The organism is Thermodesulfovibrio sp. 1176, from assembly GCF_029946585.1.
GTDB lineage: Bacteria > Nitrospirota > Thermodesulfovibrionia > Thermodesulfovibrionales > Thermodesulfovibrionaceae > Thermodesulfovibrio.
The window spans coordinates 43,441-68,742 of record NZ_JARZRZ010000001.1; the positions used below are offsets into that span (position 1 = coordinate 43,441).

General features: G+C 31.9%; 29 protein-coding genes. 3 read left to right on the forward strand and 26 right to left on the reverse strand.

What is annotated here, in order from left to right:
* From QI155_RS00215 to QI155_RS00340, 26 genes are all read right to left on the reverse strand, one after another.
* Entirely contained in the window at positions 1-414 is a 414-nt protein-coding gene (locus QI155_RS00215) for a chemotaxis protein CheW (protein WP_068861415.1), read from the reverse strand.
* Complete coding sequence (locus tag QI155_RS00220; RefSeq protein ID WP_068861416.1) at positions 399-764, reverse strand: response regulator; 366 nt, start codon at positions 762-764, stop codon at positions 399-401. Before QI155_RS00220 ends, QI155_RS00215 begins: the two co-directional genes overlap by 16 nt.
* Before the next feature lie 98 nt (positions 765-862).
* A complete protein-coding gene (locus tag QI155_RS00225; RefSeq protein WP_281320870.1) occupies positions 863-2,185 on the reverse strand; it encodes a response regulator in 1,323 nt (440 codons plus the stop codon).
* A 10-nt stretch (positions 2,186-2,195) separates the two neighbouring features.
* A complete protein-coding gene (locus tag QI155_RS00230) occupies positions 2,196-3,326 on the reverse strand; it encodes a cache domain-containing protein (protein ID WP_068861418.1) in 1,131 nt (376 codons plus the stop codon).
* 1 nt (position 3,327) lies between these two features.
* The gene (locus QI155_RS00235; RefSeq protein ID WP_068861419.1) at positions 3,328-3,876 is read right to left on the reverse strand and encodes a DUF4388 domain-containing protein; all 549 of its coding nucleotides are present in this window, start codon (positions 3,874-3,876) and stop codon (positions 3,328-3,330) included.
* A 10-nt stretch (positions 3,877-3,886) separates the two neighbouring features.
* Positions 3,887-4,489 carry a thiamine phosphate synthase gene (gene thiE, locus QI155_RS00240; RefSeq protein WP_068861420.1) on the reverse strand — a complete coding sequence of 201 codons (603 nt, stop codon included), beginning with the start codon at positions 4,487-4,489 and terminating at the stop codon, positions 3,887-3,889.
* Positions 4,476-5,831 carry an acetyl-CoA carboxylase biotin carboxylase subunit gene (accC, locus tag QI155_RS00245; protein ID WP_281320871.1) on the reverse strand — a complete coding sequence of 452 codons (1,356 nt, stop codon included), beginning with the start codon at positions 5,829-5,831 and terminating at the stop codon, positions 4,476-4,478. The genes thiE and accC overlap by 14 nt, the downstream gene beginning before the upstream one ends.
* Positions 5,831-6,277 (reverse strand): acetyl-CoA carboxylase biotin carboxyl carrier protein, encoded by a 447-nt coding sequence (gene accB / locus QI155_RS00250; RefSeq protein ID WP_068861766.1) that lies wholly within the window; start codon positions 6,275-6,277, stop codon positions 5,831-5,833. Before accB ends, accC begins: the two co-directional genes overlap by 1 nt.
* A gap of 4 nt (positions 6,278-6,281) precedes the next feature.
* Positions 6,282-6,845, reverse strand: a complete 564-nt coding sequence (efp, locus tag QI155_RS00255; protein ID WP_068861765.1) for an elongation factor P — start codon at positions 6,843-6,845, stop codon at positions 6,282-6,284.
* A 15-nt stretch (positions 6,846-6,860) separates the two neighbouring features.
* Entirely contained in the window at positions 6,861-7,925 is a 1,065-nt protein-coding gene (locus QI155_RS00260) for an aminopeptidase P family protein (protein ID WP_083200191.1), read from the reverse strand.
* Entirely contained in the window at positions 7,909-9,102 is a 1,194-nt protein-coding gene (gene coaBC, locus QI155_RS00265; protein WP_281320872.1) for a bifunctional phosphopantothenoylcysteine decarboxylase/phosphopantothenate--cysteine ligase CoaBC, read from the reverse strand. Before coaBC ends, QI155_RS00260 begins: the two co-directional genes overlap by 17 nt.
* Positions 9,103-9,119: 17 nt before the next feature.
* The gene (gene rpoZ / locus QI155_RS00270; RefSeq protein ID WP_068861622.1) at positions 9,120-9,533 is read right to left on the reverse strand and encodes a DNA-directed RNA polymerase subunit omega; all 414 of its coding nucleotides are present in this window, start codon (positions 9,531-9,533) and stop codon (positions 9,120-9,122) included.
* A gap of 18 nt (positions 9,534-9,551) precedes the next feature.
* Positions 9,552-10,142, reverse strand: a complete 591-nt coding sequence (gene gmk, locus QI155_RS00275; protein ID WP_281320873.1) for a guanylate kinase — start codon at positions 10,140-10,142, stop codon at positions 9,552-9,554.
* 1 nt (position 10,143) lies between these two features.
* Positions 10,144-10,407 (reverse strand): DUF370 domain-containing protein, encoded by a 264-nt coding sequence (locus tag QI155_RS00280; protein WP_173894075.1) that lies wholly within the window; start codon positions 10,405-10,407, stop codon positions 10,144-10,146.
* Positions 10,404-11,255: a YicC/YloC family endoribonuclease gene (locus QI155_RS00285; protein ID WP_068861625.1), complete on the reverse strand. Its 852-nt coding sequence runs from the start codon at positions 11,253-11,255 to the stop codon at positions 10,404-10,406. Before QI155_RS00285 ends, QI155_RS00280 begins: the two co-directional genes overlap by 4 nt.
* Positions 11,252-11,515, reverse strand: coding sequence for a DUF167 domain-containing protein (locus QI155_RS00290; protein WP_068861626.1), 264 nt, complete (start codon positions 11,513-11,515; stop codon positions 11,252-11,254). Before QI155_RS00290 ends, QI155_RS00285 begins: the two co-directional genes overlap by 4 nt.
* Entirely contained in the window at positions 11,490-12,257 is a 768-nt protein-coding gene (locus QI155_RS00295; protein WP_173894074.1) for a phosphatase PAP2 family protein, read from the reverse strand. The genes QI155_RS00290 and QI155_RS00295 overlap by 26 nt, the downstream gene beginning before the upstream one ends.
* Before the next feature lie 116 nt (positions 12,258-12,373).
* Positions 12,374-12,823, reverse strand: coding sequence for an NYN domain-containing protein (locus tag QI155_RS00300; protein WP_068861628.1), 450 nt, complete (start codon positions 12,821-12,823; stop codon positions 12,374-12,376).
* Positions 12,820-13,806 (reverse strand): acetyl-CoA carboxylase carboxyltransferase subunit alpha, encoded by a 987-nt coding sequence (locus QI155_RS00305; protein WP_068861629.1) that lies wholly within the window; start codon positions 13,804-13,806, stop codon positions 12,820-12,822. The genes QI155_RS00300 and QI155_RS00305 overlap by 4 nt, the downstream gene beginning before the upstream one ends.
* Complete coding sequence (locus QI155_RS00310) at positions 13,803-17,279, reverse strand: DNA polymerase III subunit alpha (protein WP_281320874.1); 3,477 nt, start codon at positions 17,277-17,279, stop codon at positions 13,803-13,805. Before QI155_RS00310 ends, QI155_RS00305 begins: the two co-directional genes overlap by 4 nt.
* A 39-nt stretch (positions 17,280-17,318) precedes the next feature.
* The gene (locus QI155_RS00315; RefSeq protein WP_068861282.1) at positions 17,319-17,981 is read right to left on the reverse strand and encodes a DUF1828 domain-containing protein; all 663 of its coding nucleotides are present in this window, start codon (positions 17,979-17,981) and stop codon (positions 17,319-17,321) included.
* 43 nt (positions 17,982-18,024) lie between these two features.
* A complete protein-coding gene (gene acpS / locus QI155_RS00320; RefSeq protein WP_068861283.1) occupies positions 18,025-18,375 on the reverse strand; it encodes a holo-ACP synthase in 351 nt (116 codons plus the stop codon).
* A complete protein-coding gene (locus QI155_RS00325) occupies positions 18,372-19,394 on the reverse strand; it encodes a deoxyguanosinetriphosphate triphosphohydrolase (protein ID WP_068861284.1) in 1,023 nt (340 codons plus the stop codon). Before QI155_RS00325 ends, acpS begins: the two co-directional genes overlap by 4 nt.
* The gene (gene selA, locus QI155_RS00330) at positions 19,372-20,772 is read right to left on the reverse strand and encodes an L-seryl-tRNA(Sec) selenium transferase (protein WP_068861285.1); all 1,401 of its coding nucleotides are present in this window, start codon (positions 20,770-20,772) and stop codon (positions 19,372-19,374) included. Before selA ends, QI155_RS00325 begins: the two co-directional genes overlap by 23 nt.
* A gap of 2 nt (positions 20,773-20,774) precedes the next feature.
* On the reverse strand, positions 20,775-21,731 hold the full coding sequence (locus QI155_RS00335) for an acetyl-CoA decarbonylase/synthase complex subunit delta (RefSeq protein ID WP_068861286.1): 957 nt from the start codon (positions 21,729-21,731) through the stop codon (positions 20,775-20,777).
* Positions 21,732-21,740: 9 nt separating this feature from the next.
* Complete coding sequence (locus QI155_RS00340; RefSeq protein WP_068861287.1) at positions 21,741-22,523, reverse strand: dihydropteroate synthase; 783 nt, start codon at positions 22,521-22,523, stop codon at positions 21,741-21,743.
* Positions 22,524-22,656: 133 nt separating this feature from the next.
* On the opposite strand from QI155_RS00340, the gene leuD reads away from it, so the two are divergent.
* From leuD to QI155_RS00355, 3 genes are read left to right on the forward strand one after another with little or no spacing between them, the layout of a single operon-like run.
* Positions 22,657-23,163 carry a 3-isopropylmalate dehydratase small subunit gene (gene leuD, locus QI155_RS00345; RefSeq protein WP_068861288.1) on the forward strand — a complete coding sequence of 169 codons (507 nt, stop codon included), beginning with the start codon at positions 22,657-22,659 and terminating at the stop codon, positions 23,161-23,163.
* Complete coding sequence (locus QI155_RS00350; protein ID WP_143600807.1) at positions 23,160-24,278, forward strand: 3-isopropylmalate dehydrogenase; 1,119 nt, start codon at positions 23,160-23,162, stop codon at positions 24,276-24,278. The genes leuD and QI155_RS00350 overlap by 4 nt, the downstream gene beginning before the upstream one ends.
* Position 24,279: 1 nt before the next feature.
* A complete protein-coding gene (locus QI155_RS00355; protein ID WP_281320875.1) occupies positions 24,280-25,299 on the forward strand; it encodes an aspartate-semialdehyde dehydrogenase in 1,020 nt (339 codons plus the stop codon).
* Positions 25,300-25,302: the final 3 nt, after the last annotated feature.

Sequence of the window (25,302 nt, forward strand, 5' to 3'; positions counted from 1 at the left end):
TTAAGGTAATAATTCATTTGTTTTGTTTGAAGCAGTAGGTTGCTTGACTTTTAATTCTTCGTAAAGTTTTTTTGGATCAATATAATCATCTACTACTATATCCTTATCAAAACTTACAAAAAATGGTGTAATATCAGATAATATGCCTATCTTTTCACCATCTACATCTATGACTAATAATTTATTATCTGCATAATTGATTCTTTCCACATTATAAACTTTTGCAAGGTCAATGGCAGGAATAATTTTGCCTCTTACTGGTAATGCACCTACTATATAATCTGGAGAGCCAGGAATAGGAAATATTCTTGTAATATCAACGATCTGTATTACAGCTTCTTTCGGTATCAGGAATTCCCTTTCTCCTATGCCAAAAACGCAAAATTGTTTTTCTTCTTTTATTTCTTCAGCCATCTTTTAATAACCGCCAATAAATCGATTGGTTCAAAAGGTTTAGTAATGTATTCATCAGCTCCTTGCATCTTACCCCAAAATTTATCAGCCTCTTCTCTTTTTGAAGTAATCAAAATAACAGGAATATGTTTTGTATTTTCATTTTTCTTTATTTCTCTGCAAAGTTGAAACCCATTTTTCTTTGGCATTACCACATCCAATAAAATTAAATCAAATTTGTCTGTTTTAATGTAATTTTCTGCTTCTTCTCCATCCTTTGCAAAAACCAATTCATAGCCTTTATCTGCTAAGATGGATTCTACATATTTCGCATCAGTGATAGAATCCTCTGCAATTAGTATCTTCAACATTTATATTCTCCCATTAAGATTATCAAAAAATTCAAAATTTTGCAATATTTTTGATTAAAGTATTATATTGTTTAAAAAATTTTTTAGTCAACCTTTATTTAATTTCCTATAAATTCTTCAAAATTGTAATTAGGCAAATTTTCTAAATATGAATCTATATTATAACTTTCCTCTAAAATAAAATGTTTTATCTCTTTACTTAATAATTCTGATATTGTTTCATGAGTGATATTTTTTATTTCCTCTTCTGTTAAATCTTTCAAAATTCTGCCCCCCAACTTTGCTCTCCTATAGTTTGATATTGCATAAATAATTTGGCCTCTTAGCAACATAAATTCATAGATAATTTTATCACATTCGATTGTTAACAATCCTGTCATTTTAGAATTACTCAATATATTAAAAAGAGCTCTTAAATCTAATCCTTTTAATGTTCCAGATAGTATAAAATTTGATTCTTGAAACAATTTATATTTTTTAAATAAAGCCTCCATAGAATAATTAATGGCAAATAAAATTTCTTGAGTAAAATTATTTAGTTTAGCTTCAATTAGTTTTTCCATTTCCTTAATATCAAAGGATGGTTGAGGAATTACATCTGTCAGTCTTTCTGATGTTTCGATTTTTTCTTCTGTTGCAATAATATCACTAATTTCCTTAGAAGTTTGTAGAATTGCTTCTTCTTTTTCATCAAAAGTTAAAGTTTCTGATTCTTCGAAAGGAATTTCTATAGAAGGAACTTCTTCTTTTAATTCCGAGATTTCAGATGTTGTCATTTCCTCCGAAAACTCTATTTTTTCTGAAAGCAATTCATCAAATTCTTGAGAAGATAGAATAAATTCTTCTTGAGATGGTACTTCTTCTTGCTTTGATAATTCTTCTAATGGAGGAATTTCTACTTCAGGCATTAATATTTCTTCCTGAGAAGGAATTTGTATTTCAAACACTGATTCTTCAAACACTGGAATTTTTTCTTCTGAGACCTCTTCTTTCAAAATTTCTTCATATTGAGGGGTCTCAACTTCTATTTGTTCCTCTAAAATAGGGCTTATTTTACTTAGTATTAAGTCTACTTTTTCAACTAAGTCTTCTGATTTAAAGGGTTTAATAAAGTAATCGTAGACTCCGTATTTTTCTATAAATGCCTGACCAACTGTCTCTCCTTTTCCTGTAATTAGAATTATTGGTGTATCCTTTAATTGTTCTTGTTCTTTTAGAAGCATGCAAAATTGAGAACCTGTCATTTTAGGCATTATAAAGTCAACCAAAATCAGATCAGGATTTATAGACTGGGCAATTTTTAATCCATCTTCACCGTTGTCAGCAGTATAAACCTCATATCCTGCCTCCTGTAAAGATACTTCTGCAAGTTTTCTTACAAGAGGACTATCATCTACTATTAAAATTTTCCCCTTTCCCATTTTTTATACCTCATTCAAGTAATTTTTTCATTGTTATACGCATCCTTTCAATTGCCTTTGCCAAAATTGCAATTTCACCACGGGCATCTTTTACTTCAACTTTCTGCGCAACTTTTCCCATAGATATTTCATCGGTTATTTTTGTTAATGCTATAATAGGATTTATAACATATTTATTCATACCATAACCAATTAAAAGAGCTATTAAAGTAAGCATTGCAAGATAAACTAAAATATTTATTCCAAGAATTGTAAAAATTTTAACGGGACTGAGAATTCTTTCTTTAACAATATATATGTATCCTATGATTCTTCCTGAAAAATCTTTAAATGGACTGTAAACAACAATGTATTCTTTCCCTGTCAAAGAAACCACTTCGGTATAATATTTTTCTTTTGATTGAACAGCTCTTTTTAAAGAAGTTTCCGAAATAAACATTTTAGGGTCCTGCTGAGTAAAATAAAGCGAAACCCATTCTCCTAAAACATGTTTTACATCTTTTAACCCAGTCCAACCAGAAAGTAATTCCTTGTAAACAACTACCCCTAAATCGGCATTTATTGCTTTTTTAATCTGATCAATTTCTGTTTTCAGTCCTCCACCAAAATCAACACTTCCAACATATCTGCCTTTGTAAAACACCGGCTCAACTCCTCTTAATCCAACTCCACCCAAACCAATCTCAATACCTCTAACGCCTTTATGGGTTGACTCCACCTGGACAACAGTTTTACGGTCCTTGGAAATATCATCACCAAAATGAGAAAGGTCATGAAGCCTAACAAGAGAAACTGCAGGAGGTATATGAAAGTGAAATTGAGCAAGACCGAAATTTTCCTTTAAAGAATTAAAAGCAGGTAGGAATTTATCTATTAAGATATTCCTATCCTTTTTATTAACAGCCTCTTGAACATCTGGCATATGAGATATGAGATGTGCCATTTGTTGGTAATGGATAGTTGCAGTTTCAAGCAAAACCTGTGCTGTATTAACAGATGCTTGAATACTTCGATTTTCTTCTTCCTTTAAAAGGTTTACTTGTGTAATATAATTGAAAACAACTAATATACTCATTCCAGCAATCAAAGTTGCTAAAAGAGGCAAAGCTATTCCTGCTCTTAATCCTAATTCTATTCTCATTTTATAAACCTCCTAAAAATTTATTTACATCCTCAATAAATTCTTTTTTTGATTTAGGGTCTTCTATTTCCTCTTTTAACATCTCAACAAGTCTAAGAAAATCTTCTTTATTTGGAGGCTGAGAAGGAATCCATTTTTCATTAATGTATTTCTCTGTAATCTTACCTCCAATAGGACCTATTTGTTTTACTAATGCCATTTTAATATTTTCTTTAATTTTGTTTAAATCAGGAGTTTGAAGTAAAGCGGAATCAGTTACTGTCTTATTCATCTGTTTTAAAGTTGTAATTATCTTTTCAGTAGCAGGTAGATTAGTACTTACAATATCGATTGCTATCTGAGGAATAAAATTATATGAGATTGGCTCTTTTGAAGCTATCTCATTTAAACATTCAAAACCTTTTTTAAATCCATATGAAATATGATAAATTGATCCATCTTTTAGATATATTTTCAATAAATTTTTATCAGAAGATAAGTTAATAGTAAGTAACCCCGTGCTTTTTGTTTTAGATAAATTATCAACAATATCTCCAAGATCTTTTTTCATTTTGATTATTTTAGCATAAAATTTTTATAAATTTTATTACATTTTTCTCCACATCACCCTCTAAAATACCAGATGAAACTGCTACAAATTTACCTCCTACTTTTTTTATATTGATAATATTATCTACATTTATACCTCCAATTGCAACAACTGGTAGATTAACTTTTTTTTGTATAAAGGATAACATATCAATTCCTCTTGGTTCAATGGCATCTTTTTTAGTAGTGGTTTTAAAAATTGGTCCAAATCCTATATAGTCTGCACCGCTTTCTTGAGCCTTAACTGCTTCTTTCAAATTATGGGTTGAAATCCCTATTATTCCTGAAAAAAATCTTTTTGCAGCTTCTATTGGAAGGTCATCCTGCCCAAGATGAACACCGTCAGCTTTAACTGCTATAGCAATATCCAAATAATCATTTATAGTTAGAAGAGCATTGTATTGATTTGTAAGCTCTCTTAAATAAAAGGCTTGCTTTAGTATTTCCTTTCTTGACAAATCCTTTTCTCTGTATTGTATCCATTTAATACCTGATTTTAATGCTATCTTTAATTTTTCAATGGTTTGATTGATAGAAAAAATTAAACAAATTTGAGGGATTTCAGGTTTTTTCATTATTATTCATAATACTTATAAAATTAGTAAAAAATTTACCCTTTATGAAATCAGGATGTTCAAGAATTTTCAGAAAAAGATTAATATTTGTTTTTATGCCCTTGATAGATATTTCATTTAAAGCCCTTTTCATTCTATCTATAGCTTCAGCCCTATTTGCTCCCTTTGAGATTACTTTAGCAACTAAGGAATCATAATAGGGAGGTACTTTGCATCCCTGATAGAGATAACTGTCCACTCTTATACCTGGTCCACCAGGAAAATGTATGAATTCCACAATACCAGGAGACGGAATAAATTTTTCAGGATCTTCTGCATTAATTCTACATTCAATAGCATGGCCACGGAACTTAATCTGAGACTGTTTAAAAGACAATGGATATCCTTTTGCTACTCTAATCTGTTCTTTTATGATATCAATATCTGTAATTTCTTCAGTAACGGGATGTTCTACTTGAACCCTTGTATTTATTTCAATAAAATAGGGATTTAACTCATCATCCACGATAAACTCGAAGGTTCCTGCATTTCTGTATTTCAGTACCTTTGCAGCTTTGACCGCATATTCTCCAATTTTTTTTCTTAATTTTTCATTCAAAACTGGAGAAGGTGCTTCTTCAAGCAATTTTTGATGCCTACGCTGTATTGTACAATCTCTTTCACCAAGATGAATAATGTTACCCTGTTTATCAGCGATAATCTGAATCTCTATATGTCTTATCTTTGGAAAGTATTTTTCAATATAAAGTTCTCCATTACCAAAGGCAGCAAGTGCTTCTCTTTGAGCCATAAAAAAAGCCTGTTCTATTTCTTTTTCATCATTAACTATCCTCATTCCCCTTCCACCACCACCAGCAGAAGCCTTAAAAATCACAGGAAGTCCTATTTTTTTAATAACTTTTATACAAGCTTCTTCAGTGGTTACAGGTCCATCACTTCCAGGAACAACTGGAATACCTTTTCTCTTTAATATCTGTCTTGCCTTTGCCTTATCTCCTCCGATTCTTATTGTTTCTGGAGAAGGTCCAATAAATACAATTCCAGAGTTTATACAAGCTTCTGCAAACTGAGCATTTTCAGACAAAAATCCATAACCTGGATGAATTGCCTCAGCATCTGTTATGTCTGCTGCAGAAAGAATTGCTGTAATATTTAAATAACTTTGTTTAGGATTTGAAGGACCTATGCATATTGCTTCATCGGCAAGTTTAACATGTAAAGATTCTTTATCAGCTTCGGAGTAAACAGCAACGGTTTTTATACCAAGTTCCCTGCAAGCACGAATTATTCTAACTGCTATTTCTCCTCGATTTGCAATAAGAATCTTTTTAAATAATTCCATTATTGCGTCACCTCAATTAAAAATAATGGTTCTCCATACTCAACAGGATGTCCATTTTCAACAAGTATCTTTCTAACAATTCCTGAGACATCACTTTCAATTTCATTCATAATTTTCATTGCCTCTATTATGCATATAACCTGTCCCTTTTCAACTTTTGAACCAACTTCAACAAAAGGAGCAGAATCTTGAGAAGGAGACCTATAAAACGTACCAACCAATGGAGACGTAATTGTATGAAGTATTTCTTCTTCTTTAGATGGTGCTATTTCATAAGATGGTTTTACAGCTTCTTCTATAGGTTTTACAGTCTTAGTTATCTCAATAGGTCCGTAAATGTAACCTCTTTTTATTCTTATTTTGAATCCTTCTTTTTCAATATTCAACTCCGTAACATCCGTATCCTTCAAAAAAGATATTATTTCTTTTAATTCTTCAAGTTCCATTTTTTTACTCCTTTACCTTTTCAATATATTCACCTGTTCTTGTATCAATTTTTAATAAATCTCCTGTTTGAATATGAAAGGGGACCTTTACTGTCAAACCGGTTTCAAGTTTTGCAGGTTTTGTTCCACCTGATGCAGTATCACCTTTAAATGCAGGCTCGGTCTCTGCAACCCGCAACTCAACGAACATTGGTGGCTCAATCACAAGAATTTCACCTTTATAATAAATTACATCAACAATCATTTCCTCTTTTAAGTAATATAGAGCCTCACCAATTCTATCTTTTGGAATAGCAACCTGTTCATAAGTTTCCATATCCATAAAAACATAGGAATCTCCCTGACAATAGAGATACTGCATCTGTTTTTCTTCAAGTTCTGGTTTTTCAAACTTTTCACCGGCGGGGAAATTCTCTTCAAGAACTCTTCCTGTTTTAAGATTTTTAATTTTTGTTCTCACAATAGGAGCCCTTTGCTGCATTTTTACATGTTGAAAATCAATTATTTCATAGGGTTCTCCTTTGTATTCAATTTTTAATCCTTTTTTAAAATCCGTTGTTGAAATCATACCTTTACCTCCTTCTTATAAAATTTCCAAATCTCTTGGAAGCGTTGTCAAAACTTCCACTGAATTTTCTTTTACTGCTACCATATCTTCTATTCTTACTCCCCCAATTTTTTCTATATAAATACCTGGTTCAATAGTAAAAACCATTCCAGAGTCTATAACCTCTTCAGATTGAAAATTGATCTTTGGGAATTCATGAACGTCAAGTCCAACTCCATGCCCTGTAGCATGACCAAAATTTTCTGCATAACCTGATTTTTTTATCAGATTTCTTGCAGATTGGTCAATCTCTTTAGCCAATACCTTAGCTTTACAGGCTTTAATAGCTTGTTGTCTTGCATTATTTACAATGTCATAAATTTCTTTCTGTCTATCGTTAGCTTTTCCTATTATAAATGTTCTTGTCATATCAGAAAAGTATCCCTTGTATTCAGCCCCCCAATCAATTATAACAAAATCACCTTTTTTAAGAGTTCTATTAGAATGTCTCCAATGGGGCATTGAAGTATTCTGCCCAGAAGCTACAATTACAGGAAAAGGTAAAGTATCACTGTGTTTTCTTATTTCATCTTCAAGAGCTTTTGCTATAGATACCTCTTTTGAGCCTTCTTTGATGAGATGTTTAATCTTTAAAAAAGACTTCTCTGCTATTTTCACTGCTTTTTTTATTTTTTCAATTTCTTCTTTTTCTTTAATTGCTCTTATTTGTTCAACTATGTAATATTGAGGAAGAAGCTCAACTTGTTTAATACTATTAAGTTTATAAAAAGTCTCCACAGTACATGAAACTTCAAAGGAAAGACTCTTTATCTGTAAGTCCTCAATAAATTTCTTTAATGCATCAAACCATGAATCCTTAAAAAATACTATTTCTGCTATTGACTCTTTTTTTGCCTGCAGTATATAACGGAAATCAACAAAAAGGAAACATCCTTTTTCTGTTAAAAGAGCAACAGCAAAGCTTCCTGTAAAGCCAGTCAGATATCTAATGTTTTTAATATTAGTAATTAAAAATGCCTGAGAGGATGAGCTAACTTTATTGAAAACTTTTTTAATTCTATCTTCATATCTGTCTGTCAATTTTTATCTCCCTTATTTTAGAAAGTATAATATTAGCAATTTCATCTTTTGAAAGATGTGGTGTTTTCTCTTCAAAAAATTTGTTTCCTTTCTTATAAATAATTACTACTTCATTTTTATCAGCCTGCATTCCTCTGTCTTTTTGCATTATATCATTAAGAATAATCATATCAAGAGCTTTTTCTTTAAACTTAGTTTTTGCTCTTTCTGAATTTAAGCCTGCTTCAGCAGAAAAGCCTACTGTAAATGGCTTTTTTTTAAGTTTAGAAACTTCTTTTAATATATCGGGGCATAGTCTAAGTGGGATAGAATCTATTGATTTCTTATCAATTTTTGTATCAAAAAAAGTCTTCGGCTCAAAATCAATTGGAGCTGCTGCCATTAAAAGAATAGTAGCAGAATTTATATTTTCAATAACCCTTTCTAGCATTTCCTTAGTTGTTTCGACGCTAACAAAGCTGTCTACCTCTGGTGGTTCAATATTTGAGGGTCCGCTTATAAGAGTAACTTTAGCTCCTCTTCTCTTTGCAATTTTTGCCAAAGCATATCCCATTTTCCCAGAGGATTTATTTGTTATAAATCTTATTGCATCAATATATCCTAAGGTTGGTCCTGCTGTAACAATTATATGTTCATCTTTTAAATCCTTTTCAGTTAATGAAGAAACCAGGGATTCAAAAATTTTATCTGCCGATGAAAGCCTACCTGTACCTTCCTCTTTACAGGCAAGAAAACCCTTTTCTGGTCCAACAAAATTAACTCCAATACTCTTAAGGTATTCTATACTTTTATTAACCTGGGGAGATTCATACATTCTCCAGTTCATTGCAGGAGCAATAATTACAGGACCCCTGAAGGCAAGAAGTATTGTTGTAAGAAGATCATCGGCAATTCCATAGGCATATTTGTTAATAAAATTTGCAGTGGCTGGTGCAATTAAAGCAAGATTACATTTTTTCGCAATCTCAATATGTGAAAGAGGTTCATCAAATAAATCAACCAAAACTTTGTTTCCGCAGGATATTTCAACACTCATGGGCGTTACAAAATAGGTTGCCTTTTCGGTCATTACAGGAAAAATCTCTGCTTCTGCTTCCTTTAAAAGTTTAATAATTTCATATACTTTATATGCGGCAATACTTCCTGTTATACCTAAAAGAATTTTTTTATTTTTCAACAAAGGTTTACCCTTTATTATTCCTCTTCTTCTATATTCTCTGTATTTTCATTAAACAAATCCTCTAACATCTTTTCTGCTGATTCTTTCCCATGTAAATATATTTTCAGATCCTTTTCAAGTTCTGTAATATCTGGAATCGCCCTTCTTTTATCTTCAAGTAGCTTTTTAACATCAATTTTATCAATTTTTTCCTTAGCCCTAATTGCTTCTTCACCAGTAATATATTCTATCTTATTTGACAAAATTTCTAATATGGCTGTTGAGGTCACTTTTTTTGCCTTTTTTTCGAGCTTTGGAGTAGCTCCTAAAGATAATTCAGCAGCTCTTTGTGCTGCAATGACTGCTAAACGATATCTGCTATCGATTTTGTTTCTGTCAAATTCTATTGGTAGAGAAATAATATCGATTTTTTCTTCCTTTTTTTCCATTTTCTTACCCTCCTAATTTTAAAAATTGTTTATAATTTGTTGATTTACTTTATTAGTTTTCAATTTTTCAGCAGTAATAATGCATAAAATCTCTTTTACAGCTTTATCAAGATCATCATTTATTACGAGATAATCATAAATTTTATATTGAGAAATTTCTTCTTTTACTTTATTCAATCTCATTTTTATCGTATCAATTTCTTCTTTTCTTTGTTTAAGTCTTTTTTCTAATTCCTCCAATGAAGGGGGTAAAATGAAAATTAAAACACTATCAGGGTATGTTTTTTTTATATTTTTAGCTCCCTGTATATCTATATCAAGTAAAACATCATTTCCACTTTGGAACAATTCATTTATGACTTTTTTTGATGTTCCATAAAAATTTCCATATACCTCTGCCCACTCGACAAAATCATTATTTTTTATCATTGTCTCAAAGACTTCTCTATCTACAAAAAAATAATCAACTCCATCTCTTTCACCAATTCTTGGTTTTCTTGTAGTATGAGAAATACTCATCTTTAAATTTGGTAAACTTTTAATTAATCTCTCACATATAGTAGTTTTACCTGTTCCTGAAGGAGCAGATAAAACAAATATAGTCCCCACTTTATAAATCTCCATGCTCTTCCTTATTAAATTCATTAATTCTTTGTAAAATTGTTTCTACCTGTAAAGCACTCAGTATCACATGATCACTGTCTGTAATAATAATTGAACGAGTTTTTCTTCCTTCAGTAGCATCAATAAGTTTCCCTCTTGCTTTAGCTTCATCTTTAAGTCTTTTCATAGGAGAAGAACCAGGATTTACTATCGCAACTATTCTTGATAAAGAAACAATGTTACCAAACCCTATATTTACCAGCATAGTTATTGAATATTTTGAACCTGTTCTCTAAGTCTTTCTATATAAGTTTTTAAATCAACCGAGATTGTTTTAATCTGAAAATCCTCTGTTTTTGCCAGGATAGTGTTTGTCTCTCTATTCATTTCTTGTAGTAAAAAATCTAATTTCTTTCCTATAATACCACCCTTTTCAAGGGTTTCTTTAAATTGAATAATATGGCTACGCAATCTATCTACTTCCTCTTTTATATCAGATTTTTGTGCATAAATAATAATCTGTTCAAGTATTTTATTGTCATCAATGTTGTTCTGAATTATTATTTCCTTAACCCTTTCACGTATTGAATTAATATGGTTATTATAACTTATATCTACTCGATTTTCTAAATTAATAAATTCCTTTTCAATATTATTAACAATTTCTATGATACTTTCTTTTATTAACTCTCCTTCTCTTTTTCTCATCTCTTTAAGTCTTTCTAATGCCTCAGATACAGCCATTATAAAATTATTCACATCAGGTTCTTCCTCTTCATAGACAAAAAGTTCTTTGAAATTTGAAAATATAGAAATATCAATAGAACCAAGAATACTTAATTCCTTTTTTAAATCAATAAAGGCAGAATAGACCTCCATTGCAAGTTTCTTATTTAAATAAACCTTGCCTGTTTTCTCTTTTTGATTGATTGATACAATCAGGTCAATTTTACCTCTTTGAAATTTATTTTTTATTAGATTCCTGATTTCATATTCATGTTTTGAAAGTATAGTAGGCAATTTTATGTTTATTTCAAGAAAACGATGATTCAAAGATTTTGCTTCAACTCTAAAAATATCTCTCTCTGAAGTTCCGTAACCTGTAAGGCTTTCTATCAATTTATATCCCCTTTTATTTTTATAATTTTATTTTTAGATGTTTTTCCTTTAATTATTTCAATTTTTGATTTAGGAACATCTAATAAATCTGACAATATTTCAATAAGCTCCCTGTTAGCTAATCCGTCATAGGGTTGTGATTTAACCTTTACTTTGATTTTATCTTCTTCTATACTATCCAATCCAGATATTTTGGAGCCTGTCTTTACAACAATTTTTAGAATATATCCACACTTATCTTTTGTAAACGGAATTTTCATTTTTTGTTAACCAAAAATTATAGTATAAATTACCTAAAACTAAAGTTACAATAGTTAATAAAATACCCCCTAATATATCAACAAAATAGTGATATCTACAATAAACAGTAGATAAGATTAACATTAAAACAGGGAAAAACATCAACCAAAAAATTTTTTTACTGTATCTGTAAATTAAAATTAAAATTAGCAATGATATACCTACATGACCACTTGGAAAGGCATCTCTCTTAATTCCTTCAAGAGAATTGAGAAAATTCTTTATATAATCAGCTAAGAATAATCCTCTCAGCTCACTCTGAAAAATCTCTGGGATACTATATCTTGGACCTAAGGCTGGAAATAGAATATAACCTGTGTAAGAAAGATAATAACAAAGAAGTATCAGGAACAAAACTTTATAAAATTCATGCCATTTTTTTTCTTTAATTAAAAGAACTCCTATCAAAAAAGGCAGTATATAATATACACAGTAGGACAACTGCATCAATTCTGTTATTAGAGGATTAGCTATTTTCTCAAAGTAAAGGTAAGGATAAAATCCTAAAATCATATAATCAAGTTCAAGCAACACTAAATCTATATCTTTATTGATAAAAGGAGTTATTACTCCTACTGTATCAAAGGCAACAAGAACTGAAAAAACAGGAAAAGCTATGTTTTTTATAAAAGAAATACATGAATTATTAATTTGTTTACATAGAAAAAATTGAAAAAGAGCCATAGAAGAAAAGATTATCAAAAAATTCTCCCAAAGGGGGATTTTATCGTGAAAAATAATCACTAATATAACCAAGAAAATAAAGAAAATAATATTTACTTGAAATGCTGGATATAATTTAAAAAAGTTCTTTATCATTATAGTTTAGCGATTGCTCTTTGAATTGCTTTCTCTCTTTTAGACAGGGTTTTACCCTTTGTTTGTTGTTCAATAAAATATTCTTCTCCATTTATAATATTTAAAAAAATTGATGAATCAATAGCTACACAATTTTCTCTCCAGGCAACTTTTTCAATTTCTCTGTCTGAGGTTATTACAATCCAGAATTTTTTTGCTTCTTTAAGAATTCTTTTTATGACATCATCAGCTTTTTCTCCTGCGCCTGAATAAATTACAGTTATTCCACCGATAAATTCTTTAGTTTCAATGCCAGGACCTTCCTTATATCCATCAAAAACTAATGTGATATTATGTCCTTTTTTGTTCTTATATGATATGAGAGTTTGTATTAAATTTTGTCTAACTTTTTTTAAATCTCTATGGAATATTCCTATAAGGTTATATCCATCAATCAAAAGATTGCTCATTTTTTATTTTTTATAGAATCCCAAAAATTACCTATTTTCCTGTATTTTTCATAACGTTTTTTCAAGAGACTGTCAATCTTTATTTCCTTTAATTCATTGAAGGCATTTAAAATTGTACTTTTTATTCTTTTTGCTGTTTCTTGAGGGTCTCTATGGGCACCGCCTAATGGTTCTGGTATAATATCATCAATTATATTGAACTCTTTTAATTTTTGAGCTGTCAATTTGAGTTCTTCAGCTGCCTTGGCATACTCATCCACTCCTACTTCTGAATTTTTCTTCCATAAAATTGCTGCACATCCTTCAGGAGATATGACAGAGTAAACAGCGTGTTCAAGCATAAAAATTTTATCACAAACACTCAATGCTAAAGCTCCTCCACTTCCACCTTCTCCGATAACTATGGCAATTGTTGGGATTTTTAACAATGACATCTCCATTAAATTTGTTGCAATTGCCTCTGCCTGTCCCCTTTCTTCAGCTCCAACACCTGGATAAGCTCCTGGTGTATCAATCATTGTAATTACAGGGATAGAAAATCTTTCAGCTAATTTCATCAGTCTCAATGCCTTTCTGTATCCTTCTGGATGGGCCTGTCCAAAATTTCTATAAACTCTTTCTTTTATTGTTCTACCTTTCTGATGACCAACCAAAGCAAAAGACTGGTTTTCAATCTTACCTATACCTGCTACAACTGCTGGGTCATCGCCAAACCTTCTGTCACCATGAATTTCTATGAAATCTTCAAAGATCATAGAGACATAATCAAGAGTATAGGGTCTTTCTGAATGTCTTGCTATTTGAGTTTTCTGCCAAGCAGTCAAATTTGAAAAGATCTCTGTTTTTAATTCCTTCAGTTTTTTATTAAGTCTCTTTATCTCCTGTGATAGATCTATATCACTGTCATCGGATATTTTTCTTAATTCCTCTATCTTGGTTTCCAATTCCTGAATGGGTTTTTCAAAATCAAGATAAAATCTCATACTATTTTTACCTCACATCCATCAATTTTTGATATTTTGTTTTCTAAATCAATACAGGGTTCATAGGGGCTTAAAATTGTAACATAATAATCCTGAAAATTTAAAGATATATAAATATTGCCGTCGCTATTATTAGTTGGTCTTAGATACTTCTTCAAAGACTTAAGTTTCTCCTTTGCTTCATCCTCATTTATACAATCAATGATTATTTCATATCTAACCTTCATATCTTCATTTTTTATTTCTTCAATTTCTCGGGCAAAAAATTTAGTTGATTCTCCCACTTTGTTTACAATACCTTTTATTAATATGAAACTACCTTCTTTTAAAATATCTCTAAATTTTTTAAATAAATCAGGATAAATAACTACCTCAAGTATACCTGTTTCATCGGCTATTGTTAAATATCCAATAACTCCTTTTTCTTTTGCCTTGCTATTGATTTTTTCTACAATTCCACAGATATTTACCTCGAGGGAATCATTATCTGATTCTATTCCTTCATCATCAAACATTTCGAAAATTTCTCCAATGGGAATAATATTTCTCTTTCTAAGAATTGTTCTTAAATTTTTAATAGGATGTCCACTTAAATAAAATCCTAAAGATGCCTTTTCCTCGGACAATAATTTATCTATGTCCCAATCTTCGATGATATTTTCCTGACTATTAAAGGTGTTAATGTCTGAGGCTTCCTTATCTTTTATTTCTGAAAAAAGAGAAACAGCCTTTGCTTCATTTGATTTTTTTACTTTTCCGTTACCCTTATTTGAAATGAGATAGTTCATCGCAATCGCTCTTGCTTGATTAGGTGGGTATTCACTATAAACTGAATCAAAGGCACCAGCTTTTATTAAAGATTCAATAACTTTTTTATTTACCTTCCTTGCATCAACTCTTTTTAAAAAATCTTCCATAGAGACAAACTTACCCTTTTTTCTTTCATTTAGAATACTCTCCAGAGCTGCTCCACCTACACCTTTAACTGCTTCTAATCCAAATCTAATAGAATTGGCTGTTATGGTAAAAACTCTATCACTTTCATTTATATCAGGACCCTTTATTTCAATCCCTAAGGATCTGCATTCATTTAAAAATTTCAAAAGTTTATTTGTATCTCCCATTTCGTTAGATAGGTTTGCTGCAAAAAATTCCAATGGATAATGAACTTTCAAATAAGCTGTTATGTAGGCAAGATATGCATATGCTGCTGAATGTGATTTATTAAATCCGTACTCTCCAAAGGCTGCCATAAGATTAAAAAGAGCTTCTGCCTTATCTTTTGGAATTCCCTTTGATAAAGCTCCCTTTACAAAATCATCTTTCAAAGCTTCCATTAATTCAGGAATTTTTTTACCCATTGCCTTTCTTAGAACATCTGCCTGTGCCATTGTAAATCCGGCAATCTGATTTGCTATTTTCATTACCTGTTCTTGATAAAGGATAACTCCATAGGTCTCATCAAGAATTTCTTTTAGCTGAGGCAAATCATACTCTATAGGGATCAAACCTTTTTTTCTCTTAATAAAATCATCGACCATGCCACTTCCTAAAGGACCCGGTCTAAAAAGAGCTACAAGAGCTATAAGGTCCTCAAATCTTTCAGGATGCATCTTTTGAAGAAGATCCCGCATACCTCTGCTTTCAAATTGGAAAACTCCTATTGTCTGTCCAGATGAAAGAAGCTCGTAGGTTTCTTTATCATCAAGAGGGATGTGGTTTAAATCTATTTTTTTACCAAGTTTCTCGGCATATTTTACTATGTTATCAATCACTGTTAGAGTTTTAAGTCCTAAAAAATCAAATTTTAAAAGTCCTATATCTTCAAGAGCTTTCATGTCAAATTGACTTATAATTATTTCCTCATCGGGATTTTTGTAAAGAGGCATGAAATCTTCAAGAGGTTCTGGAGATATTACAACTCCTGCTGCATGTTGTGATGCATGTCTGGCTAAACCTTCTAATCTTAATGCAATATCAATAAGTTCCTTTATTGTTTGATTTTTTTCATATATTTCTCTTAATTTTGGCTCTAAGTCTAAAGCCTGTTTTAGAGATTGACATGCAGTTGGTATCATTTTTGCAATTTTGTCAACTTCATTATAGGGAATATTCAATGCTCGACCAACATCTCTTACAACAGCTCTTGCTGCCATTGTACCAAAGGTTATTATATGGGCTACTTTGTCATTGCCATATTTTTCCGATACATATTTAATTACTTCTTCTCTTCTGTCTTTACAAAAATCCACATCTATATCTGGCATGCTTATTCTTTCCGGATTTAAAAATCTCTCAAAAAGCAATCCATATTTCAAAGGATCTATATCAGTAATTCTTAATGCATAGGCAACAAGGCTTCCAGCTGCAGAACCTCTACCAGGACCAACAGGAATAGATTTTTTTCTTGCATAATTGATGAAATCCCAGACAATTAAAAAATAAGAAGCAAAACCCATTTTAGTTATTACTTCAAGTTCCCTTTCAACTCTTTCATAGTAAATATCTGGTACACTTCCATTAAATCTTTCTTTTAACCCCTCTAAGGTAATTTTTCTAAGATAACTTTCAACTGTAAAACCGTCTGGAACTTCATATTTAGGAAGTTTATAATCTCCAAGATTAAATTCAAAACTGCATCTTTCAGCTATCTCTATTGTATTTCTGATAGATTGTGGAATTTCTTGAAAAGCTAAAATCATTTCTTGCGGTGATTTGAAATAAAAATCTTCTGTTTGAAATTTTAATCTTTTTTCATCTTTTATTGTTTTTCCTGTTTGAATACAAAGAAGTATCTCATGGGCTTTAGCATCTGATTTTTGTAAATAATGGCAATCATTTGTTGCTACAACTGGTATGTTAATTTTTTTTGAAAGTTCTAATAGACCTTTGTTTGCTATTTCTTGTTCATGAATAGTATTTGGCTGAATTTCAAGATAAAGTCTATCCTGAAATATTTCTTTTAGTAGCTTTCCAATTTCCTCTGCCCGTTGTATATTTCCATGTATAATGTTATAAGGTATTTCTCCCTTAATACATCCTGACAAAGCGATAATTCCATCGGAATATTGACTTAAAATTTCCATATCAATTCTTGGTTTATAATAAAAGCCTTCAAGATAGGATGCGGTGACAAGGCGATTTAAATTTTTATATCCCCTTTCGTTTTCAACTAATAAAGTTAGATGAAAGGATGCCTCTTCAGGCATTCCCGGATCTTTATTTATCTTTGCTTTGTCAAATCTGCTTTGGGGCGCTACATAGACTTCGCAGCCTATTATTGGTTTAATTCCTGCTTTTTTTGCCTTTTTATAAAATTCTATAACTCCAAATAGATTCCCATGGTCTGTTATGGCAATGGCAGGCATTCCATAATTTTTAGCCTGCTCAATAACTTCGTCAATTCTTATTGCTCCATCAAGGAGGCTATATTCTGTATGCAAATGGAGATGAGCAAATTTTTCCTCTTTCATATTATGAATGTTAAAATTTTGAGCTTTAGCAAGTCAATTTTATGAAAGATAGAAAATATAAACAGCCGATATTATTTGTATAAATTTATGAAGATTAAAAGGTAATTCTTCTTTTGTAGACTCTAAAAATAACTCTTCATCTCTTATTTCTAATCCCAATCTTTTTGCTGCAAAGACAACTCTTTCTCTTTGTCCTCTTTCATGGGGTCTGAACTGTCTTAGTATTAATGAATCATCACTTAGTATAAATTCACCGGTATCTTTTTTCCTTATAAATACCGTTAATTCCTTAGATTGCTGTCCTGCTACTGGAATTTTAATTTCACAAATTCCATTTTCAGAAATTCTAAATCTTATAGAACTTTTTAATGAAAAAACAAAATCATCTATGATCTTTTGTGCTTCATCAATTGTTATAGGCTCTGTAATAGCCAATAATGTCCCAAATAAAAATTCTTTGATAAAGTTTTCTGTTTCTTCTCCTGCTTTGCTGTCCTCTGGAGGATCACTCCACATAATTCTACAGGAACGAAAAATTGGGCTATAAATTATCTCACCAGTAGCAGTTTTTTCACTTAACTGGACATCAAAGGGAAGAGAAAATGTTTGTTTATCCTTTGTTGATTTTCTTCTGTCCCTATAAAAAGTAATTCTTACTGTACCAACTTTTGGAAGATTAACTTTTTTTGAAATTATATTCATGGGAGGAATTTTACCATAATTATAGACTGCATTGGAATATTTTCTAATTTGACTCTAATATAACAAATGCTACAGTGTAGTTTTTCTCGTGTGACAGAGTTATCCTGATTTTTTTATCCTCTACTCCATAGATTAAAACAATTGGTGCACCATTTTGATTATTTATTATCTCAATATTCTTTAATTTCAATCCCTCTGGCTTGTCTAAAGCTTTAATTACTGCTTCCTTCGCAGCAAAACGTCCTGCAAGATGGGGGATAGGATTGCTATGTCTTAAACAATAATTAATCTCTCTTTCAGTAAAAATTTTTCTTAAAAATTTTTCTCCGAATCTTTTATAAAGCTTTTTAATCCTGCTGTTTGATACTATGTCAACTCCTATACCTTCAATCACGAAATAAACCAACTTTTTGGTATAAATATTTTTTCAAAGGTATACAAAGCATATCTGTCTGTCATTCCAGCAATAAAATCACATACTGCTCTGTGAATTTCTTCTTTTGAAGGAATAAGGTTTCCAAATATTATAGAAGGATTTTCAATGTAATAGCTATATAAAGACTCAAGGATATATTTGGCTTTTCTAAATTCTTTTAGAACAACTTCATTTTCATAGACTTTTTCAAATAGAAAATCTCTTAACTTATAAAGGGTTTCTTCTATTAAAGGAGACATGGAAATTTTCTCATAATCTGCCTTTATGGTTGAAAAAATTACATCTCTAACCATTGTATTTATTCTTTTTGAATGTCTGTCTCCGAAAATTTTAATAAACTCTAAGGGAATGTCGCTATTTTTTATAATTCCTGCTCTTATAGCATCATCAAGATCATGATTGAGATAGGCTATAATATCTGCAACTCTTACAATCTGTCCTTCTAAGGTTTTTGGAGTATCACTTAATATACTTCCTTTACCCTTTGAATGATTTACAATTCCGTCTCTGACTTCGAAGGTAAGATTTAATCCTTCGCCATTCTTTTCAAGAAAATCAACAACTCTTAGGCTTTGCTCATAGTGTTCAAAACCTTCTGGATGAATTTCTCTTAAAATTGCCTCTCCAGCATGTCCGAAGGGAGTATGTCCTAAATCATGTCCAAGAGCTATAGCCTCTGTAAGATCTTCGTTTAATCTTAAAGCTCTTGCAATAGTTCTTGCAATCTGGGATACTTCAAGAACATGAGTTAGCCTTGTTCTATAATGGTCTCCCTGTGGTGAAAAAAATACCTGTGTTTTATGTTTGAGCCTTCTGAAAGCTTTACTGTGAATTATTCTGTCTCTATCTCTTTGAAAGGCTGTTCTTATATCATCTTCCTCTTCTTTTTTAAGTCTTCCCTTTGATTGACTACTTAAGGTAGCTCTTTCATGTAAAATTGATTTTTCAATTTTTTCATACTCCTCTCTTATAGTCATTATGATAAACCTCCTTGACAATATTTGCTAAGAGAGGAATTTCATTTTCCTGAATTGTTCTTGCATCAAAAATAACTTCATCCTCTTTTATTCTGGCTACAACAGCGGGTTCAGCCTGTCTTAATGCTCTTACAAATTCGTCAACTCCAAAGTCAGGTTTAATTGCTACAACAAAGGTTTTTACTCCAACTTCAGGCAAAGAACCTCCTCCTGGCATTGAAATGTCTTCTTTTATTGTTGCTTTCACATTAGATTTTCTTAACAATCTTACAATTTTTGACGCTCGCTTTTTAATATTTTCAGGTTTCTCAAGAATCATTTTAAGGGTAGGTATCTTTTTCATAGCTTCATCTTCATCTAAATAAAGTCTCAGAGTTGCCTCTAAGGCTGCAAGGGTCATTTTATCTACTCTTAATGCGCGCATAAGAGGATTTTGTGCGATTTTTTCAATATATTGAGCCTTTCCTAAGATAAAACCAGCTTGGGCAGAACCAAGAAGTTTATCACCACTAAAGGTAACTATATCAGCTCCTGCTTCTAAGACTTCCTGAACAGTAGGCTCATAAGTAATTCCATGCTTTTTTAAATCAATTAAGCATCCACTTCCAAGGTCAACCATTACAGGAATATTGTACTTTCTTCCAAGACTAACAAGTTCTTGAACAGTGACCTCTTTGGTAAAACCTATTATTCTGAAATTGGACTGGTGAACTTTAAGAAGTAATGCTGTATTTTCATTAATTGCATTTTCATAATCTCTTAAATGGGTTTTATTTGTTGTGCCTACTTCTTTAAGTATTGCCTGGGAATTACTCATTACATCGGGAATTCTAAATGAACCACCAATTTCCACAAGTTCTCCTCGTGAAACAATAACCTCTCTGTTTTTTGCAAGAGTGTTTAAACATAGAAAAACTGCTCCTGCATTGTTGTTAACTACAACTGCATGCTCTACGTTGATAAGTTTTTTTATAGCATCTATAATGTGAACATATCTTTTTCCTCTTTTTCCTTCCTCCAAATCATACTCCAAATTAGAATAGTGAGTAGATATTTCAATAACATGTTCCACCGCCTCTTTTGGAAGAATAGATCTGCCAAGATTTGTATGAATTACGACTCCTGTCGCATTTATAACCCTTTGAAGGGAATATTTCTTAAGCTTTTTAAGATTTAACTTTACTTCTCTAATTATTTGATTTTCATCAACATTAACAATCTTTCCCTCTTTGATCTGAGTTCTTAATTTTGAAAGACTTTCCCTTACTGCTTCTCTAATAAAAAATTGTGAATGTTCCTTTGAGAGATTCCTAATCTCATCCATCTTAAGAATTCTATCAACGGATGGAAGAGTTCGTAAAAGTTCTTTTGTGTCCAGATTTACTCACTCCTTTCAAGTTTATAAAATATGTCATTTATAAATCTTTTTACAACTTCAACTGCCTTGGGATGTCTCATTATTATCAATTCTGCACCACTCAATAAAAAGGAACAAGCTGTAACTGCCTCCCACATAACAGCTCTTTCATAAAGGCTTCCCCACTGTGGAGCTTCTTCTTCAGTTGCTTGTGTTTCTTTTGTTTTCCATACATAAAAACCAACATCTGCAATCATCGGGCAATTAAGCATGGTATCTCCCTGAATGAGTCCTGCTATTCTAATTCTTTCCATAACAGAATAGGTATATTCAAAGCCATATCCTAAGGCAGAACACATAGGATCTATTATAATTTTTTCCTTTGGAAAACCTATTTGAGTAATAAGAATGTTTAACTGCTTTGCAAGATTTACATCAAGTTCTGACATAGCTATAAGATTATGCCCACCAGCCAGTGCAGAGGCAGATATGGTTTTATAATTACTTTCCTGAGCTTTACCAATTATACAGTTGTACCCTCTTGCTACATCAGATACAACAGGAAGTACATCAGCATCCTTTTCAGAATGATTACTACCCAAAATAATTAATGGTAAATCTATTTCTGAAAGAATTCTCTTTATTTTTTGAGAAGCCTCCTGGGCAGTGGAGTCTTTGCTATCTGGATGAGTACTTGTGAGTCTTACTGCAATTGCCTCTGCCCCTAAGGATTCACAAAATTTTGCCCATCTAACAGGATCATTCCATACTGAAGAGTAAACCTTTGAAAGTTCTTGAGGATAATCTTCTGGAATATCATCCTGAATTTCAAAAGCAATTAAGGGTTTGTTTGGGAAATCTCCTTCAAAAAAATAAAAGGGTAAAGCAGATTCTCCTCCAAAGGAAACTTTTTTTTCTTTACCAAAAGTAATTTCTGGAACACCTCCTGTATAGGTTTCTTTGGGTATTTGAAAATTCATTTTTCACCTCTATATTTCAAGATATGAATGGGCATAGAGAATTTTACCGGTGATTACATTTATTGTTTTTATAACTTCAATAACTTCTGATGGATTTACAATTGCTGCTGAAAGTCCTTCATACATGAGAAGTGCTAAAAAATATCTGTTTAAAATTGGTCTTATTTCCTTAGGACATCCATTTGAAAGATTACTAAGCCCTACAATTGTCTTCATTGGAGGGTCATTTAGTTGTTGGAAAAGTTTTATAGACCTTAAAACTTCCCTTGCCTGATTTTGAGATGTTGATATTTGTAATACAAGGGGATCAAGATAAATATCTTCAAAGGATATTCCGTATTCAGATGCTTTCTCCATTAGTTGAACAGCTATTTCAACTCTTTCCTCCGCATCTCTTGGCAAACCACCTTTTCCAACAGTTAATGCAATTATAGGTGCGTTATATTTTGATGCGAGTTCAAACATTATGAATCTCTCAGGATCTAATGATGTAGAATTAATAAGTGGTTTACCCCATTCATTATTGTGAATTTTCAACCCTGCTTCCATAGCCTTTGGATTTGTTGTATCAAGAGAAATAGGAAGAGGCACAGTCTCTTGAATTGTTGTAACAATCCATTCCATTAATTCTTCTCCATTATCTTCAGCTGGTCCTATATTAGCCTCAATCATGTGAGCACCAGCTTTCCATTGCTCAATGGCTATCTGTTGAATTGGCTTTTTATCCCTCTTCAGGATAGCATCTCTAACCTTTTTTGATATAATACTTAATCTTTCACCGATAATCAGCATTCATTCCCCCAGCACATTAATTAAAGAATTTTAACATAAAGGTAGAATTTTACTTAAGTAAAATTAGAAAAAGTTGATTACTAAATGATTTATGAAGTAAAATTATAAATTATTCTTATGTAAAGGAGATTTTATGAAAATTAGAGGAAAAATTTGGAAATTTGGCGATAACATTGACACAGACGCCATTATCCCAGCTAGATATCTTAATACATCTGACCCAAAGGAACTTGCTAAACATGTTATGGAAGATGCTGATAAAGATTTTCCAACAAAAGTAAAGCCTGGAGATATTATAATTGCAGGAAAAAATTTTGGATGTGGCTCTTCAAGAGAACATGCACCACTGGCAATTAAATCTGCGGGGATACAGGCAGTTGTTGCAAAAAGTTTTGCAAGGATATTTTTCAGAAATGCCTTCAATATCGGGCTTCCAATTTTTGAGGTTAAAGACCTTACCGATGAAGCCGATGAAGGAGATGAAATAGAGATTGATATGGACTCTGGTCAAATTATGAATTTAACAAAAGGGAAAAAGTATGAAACAAAGCCTATTCCCTCTTTTATGCAGGATTTAATTAAAGCTGGTGGTTTAATTGAATGGACAAAAAAGAGATTAACAATGGAGGATATAAAATGAAAAAAAGAGTTTGTAAGACGAAAAAAGAAGTCTCCATATGTAAAAGTTACAAAATTGCTGTAATTCCTGGAGATGGAACAGGTCCTGAAGTCATAAGAGAAGGAGTAAAAGTTCTTGACGCAGTAAGCAAAAGGATGGGATTTAAACTTGACTATACATATTATGATTTTGGAGGGGAGAGATATTTACGGACAGGAGAGACTCTCCCTGACAGCGCGATAGAGGAACTTAAAAAATTTAATGCCATATATCTTGGTGCAATAGGACATCCAGATGTTAAACCCGGAATTCTCGAAAAAGGAATTCTTTTGAGACTCCGGTTTGAGCTTGATCAGTATGTAAACTTACGTCCTGTAAAACTCTATCCTGGTGTTGACTGTCCTCTTAAAGATAAAAAACCTGAAGACATAGATTTTGTTGTTGTAAGAGAAAACACAGAAGGTCTTTATACAGGCTCTGGTGGATTTCTCAAAAAAGGAACTGCCGATGAAGTGGCAATACAGGTATCAATAAATACTCGTAAAGGCGTTGAAAGATGTATAAGATATGCCTTTGAATATTGTAAAAAAAGAAATAAAAAGAAAAAGCTTACTCTATGTGGAAAAACAAATGTTTTAACCTTTGCCTTTGACCTCTGGGAAAGAACTTTCTATGAAGTTGCAAAGGAATATCCAGATATTACAACAGATTATGCCCATGTAGATGCGATTACAATGTGGTTTGTTAAAAATCCTGAGTGGTTTGATGTGATAGTCACTGACAATATGTTTGGTGATATTATTACTGATCTTGGTGCAATGATACAGGGTGGAATGGGAATTGCTGCAGGAGGAAATATAAATCCAGAAGGGGTTTCAATGTTTGAGCCAATTGGGGGTTCTGCACCAAAATATACAGGTAAAAATGTAATAAATCCCCTTGCTGCAATATGTGCTGGAGGAATGATGCTTGAGTATCTTGGAGAAGAAACTGCTTCTAAATTAATTGAAAGAGCTGTGATTGAAGTAACAAGCAAGCATCTTAAAAGTCTTGCAGCAGGAAAGATGGGATATTCCACAACTGAAGTTGGTGATTTAGTTGCAAAATATGTATCAGAGCTACCTTTGGAGGGATAAAATGCTTAAAAAGAAAGAAAAATACAATGTAGCAGTAGTTGGTGCAACAGGAGCAGTTGGAAATGAAATGATAGCAGTTCTTGAGGAAAGAGATTTTCCTGTTGACACATTAAGGCTTTTTGCCTCTGAAAGAAGTGAAGGAATAAAACTTCAATTTAAAGGAGAGGAAATCCCTGTAGAAACTTTGAAGGAAGATTCCTTTGAAGGTATAGACATTGCTCTTTTTTCAGCAGGTGCAGAACGGTCTAAGATATGGGCACCTATTGCTGCAAAAAGTGGCTGCGTTGTCATTGATAATTCCTCTCAATGGAGAATGGACCCCGAAGTTCCCCTTGTTGTTCCTGAAGTAAATCCCCATGACCTAAAATGGCATAAAGGTATAATTGCAAATCCAAACTGTTCCACTATTCAGATGGTTGTAGCATTAAAGCCAATTCATGATGTAGCAAAAATAAAAAGAGTTGTAGTAACCACTTTTCAGTCTGTTTCTGGAACAGGCAAAAAAGCAATGGACGAACTTCTTCAGCAAACAGTTGATTTACTTAATTTTAAAGAAATAAAAATTCAGGTTTATCCCCATCAGATTGCATTCAATGTTTTGCCTCACATAGATAAATTCCTTGAAAATGGTTATACAAAAGAAGAAATGAAGATGGTTAACGAAACAAAGAAAATAATGGGTGATCCTTCAATAAAGGTTACTGCTACAACAGTAAGAGTTCCTGTTTTTAGAGGACACAGTGAAAGTGTAAATATAGAAACAGAAAGAAAACTTACAGCTCAGGAAGTAAGAGAAATTTTAAGTAAAGCACCAGGAATTGTTGTAATAGATAATCCTGAAAAGAATGAATATCCTTTACCAATTTACGCCTCAGGAAAAGATGAAGTTTTTGTAGGAAGAATCCGTGAAGATGAATCAATTGAAAATGGAATAAATATGTGGGTAGTATCAGACAATCTCAGAAAAGGTGCAGCATTAAATGCTGTTCAGATTGCAGAAGAATTAATAAAAATGTGTTAATGA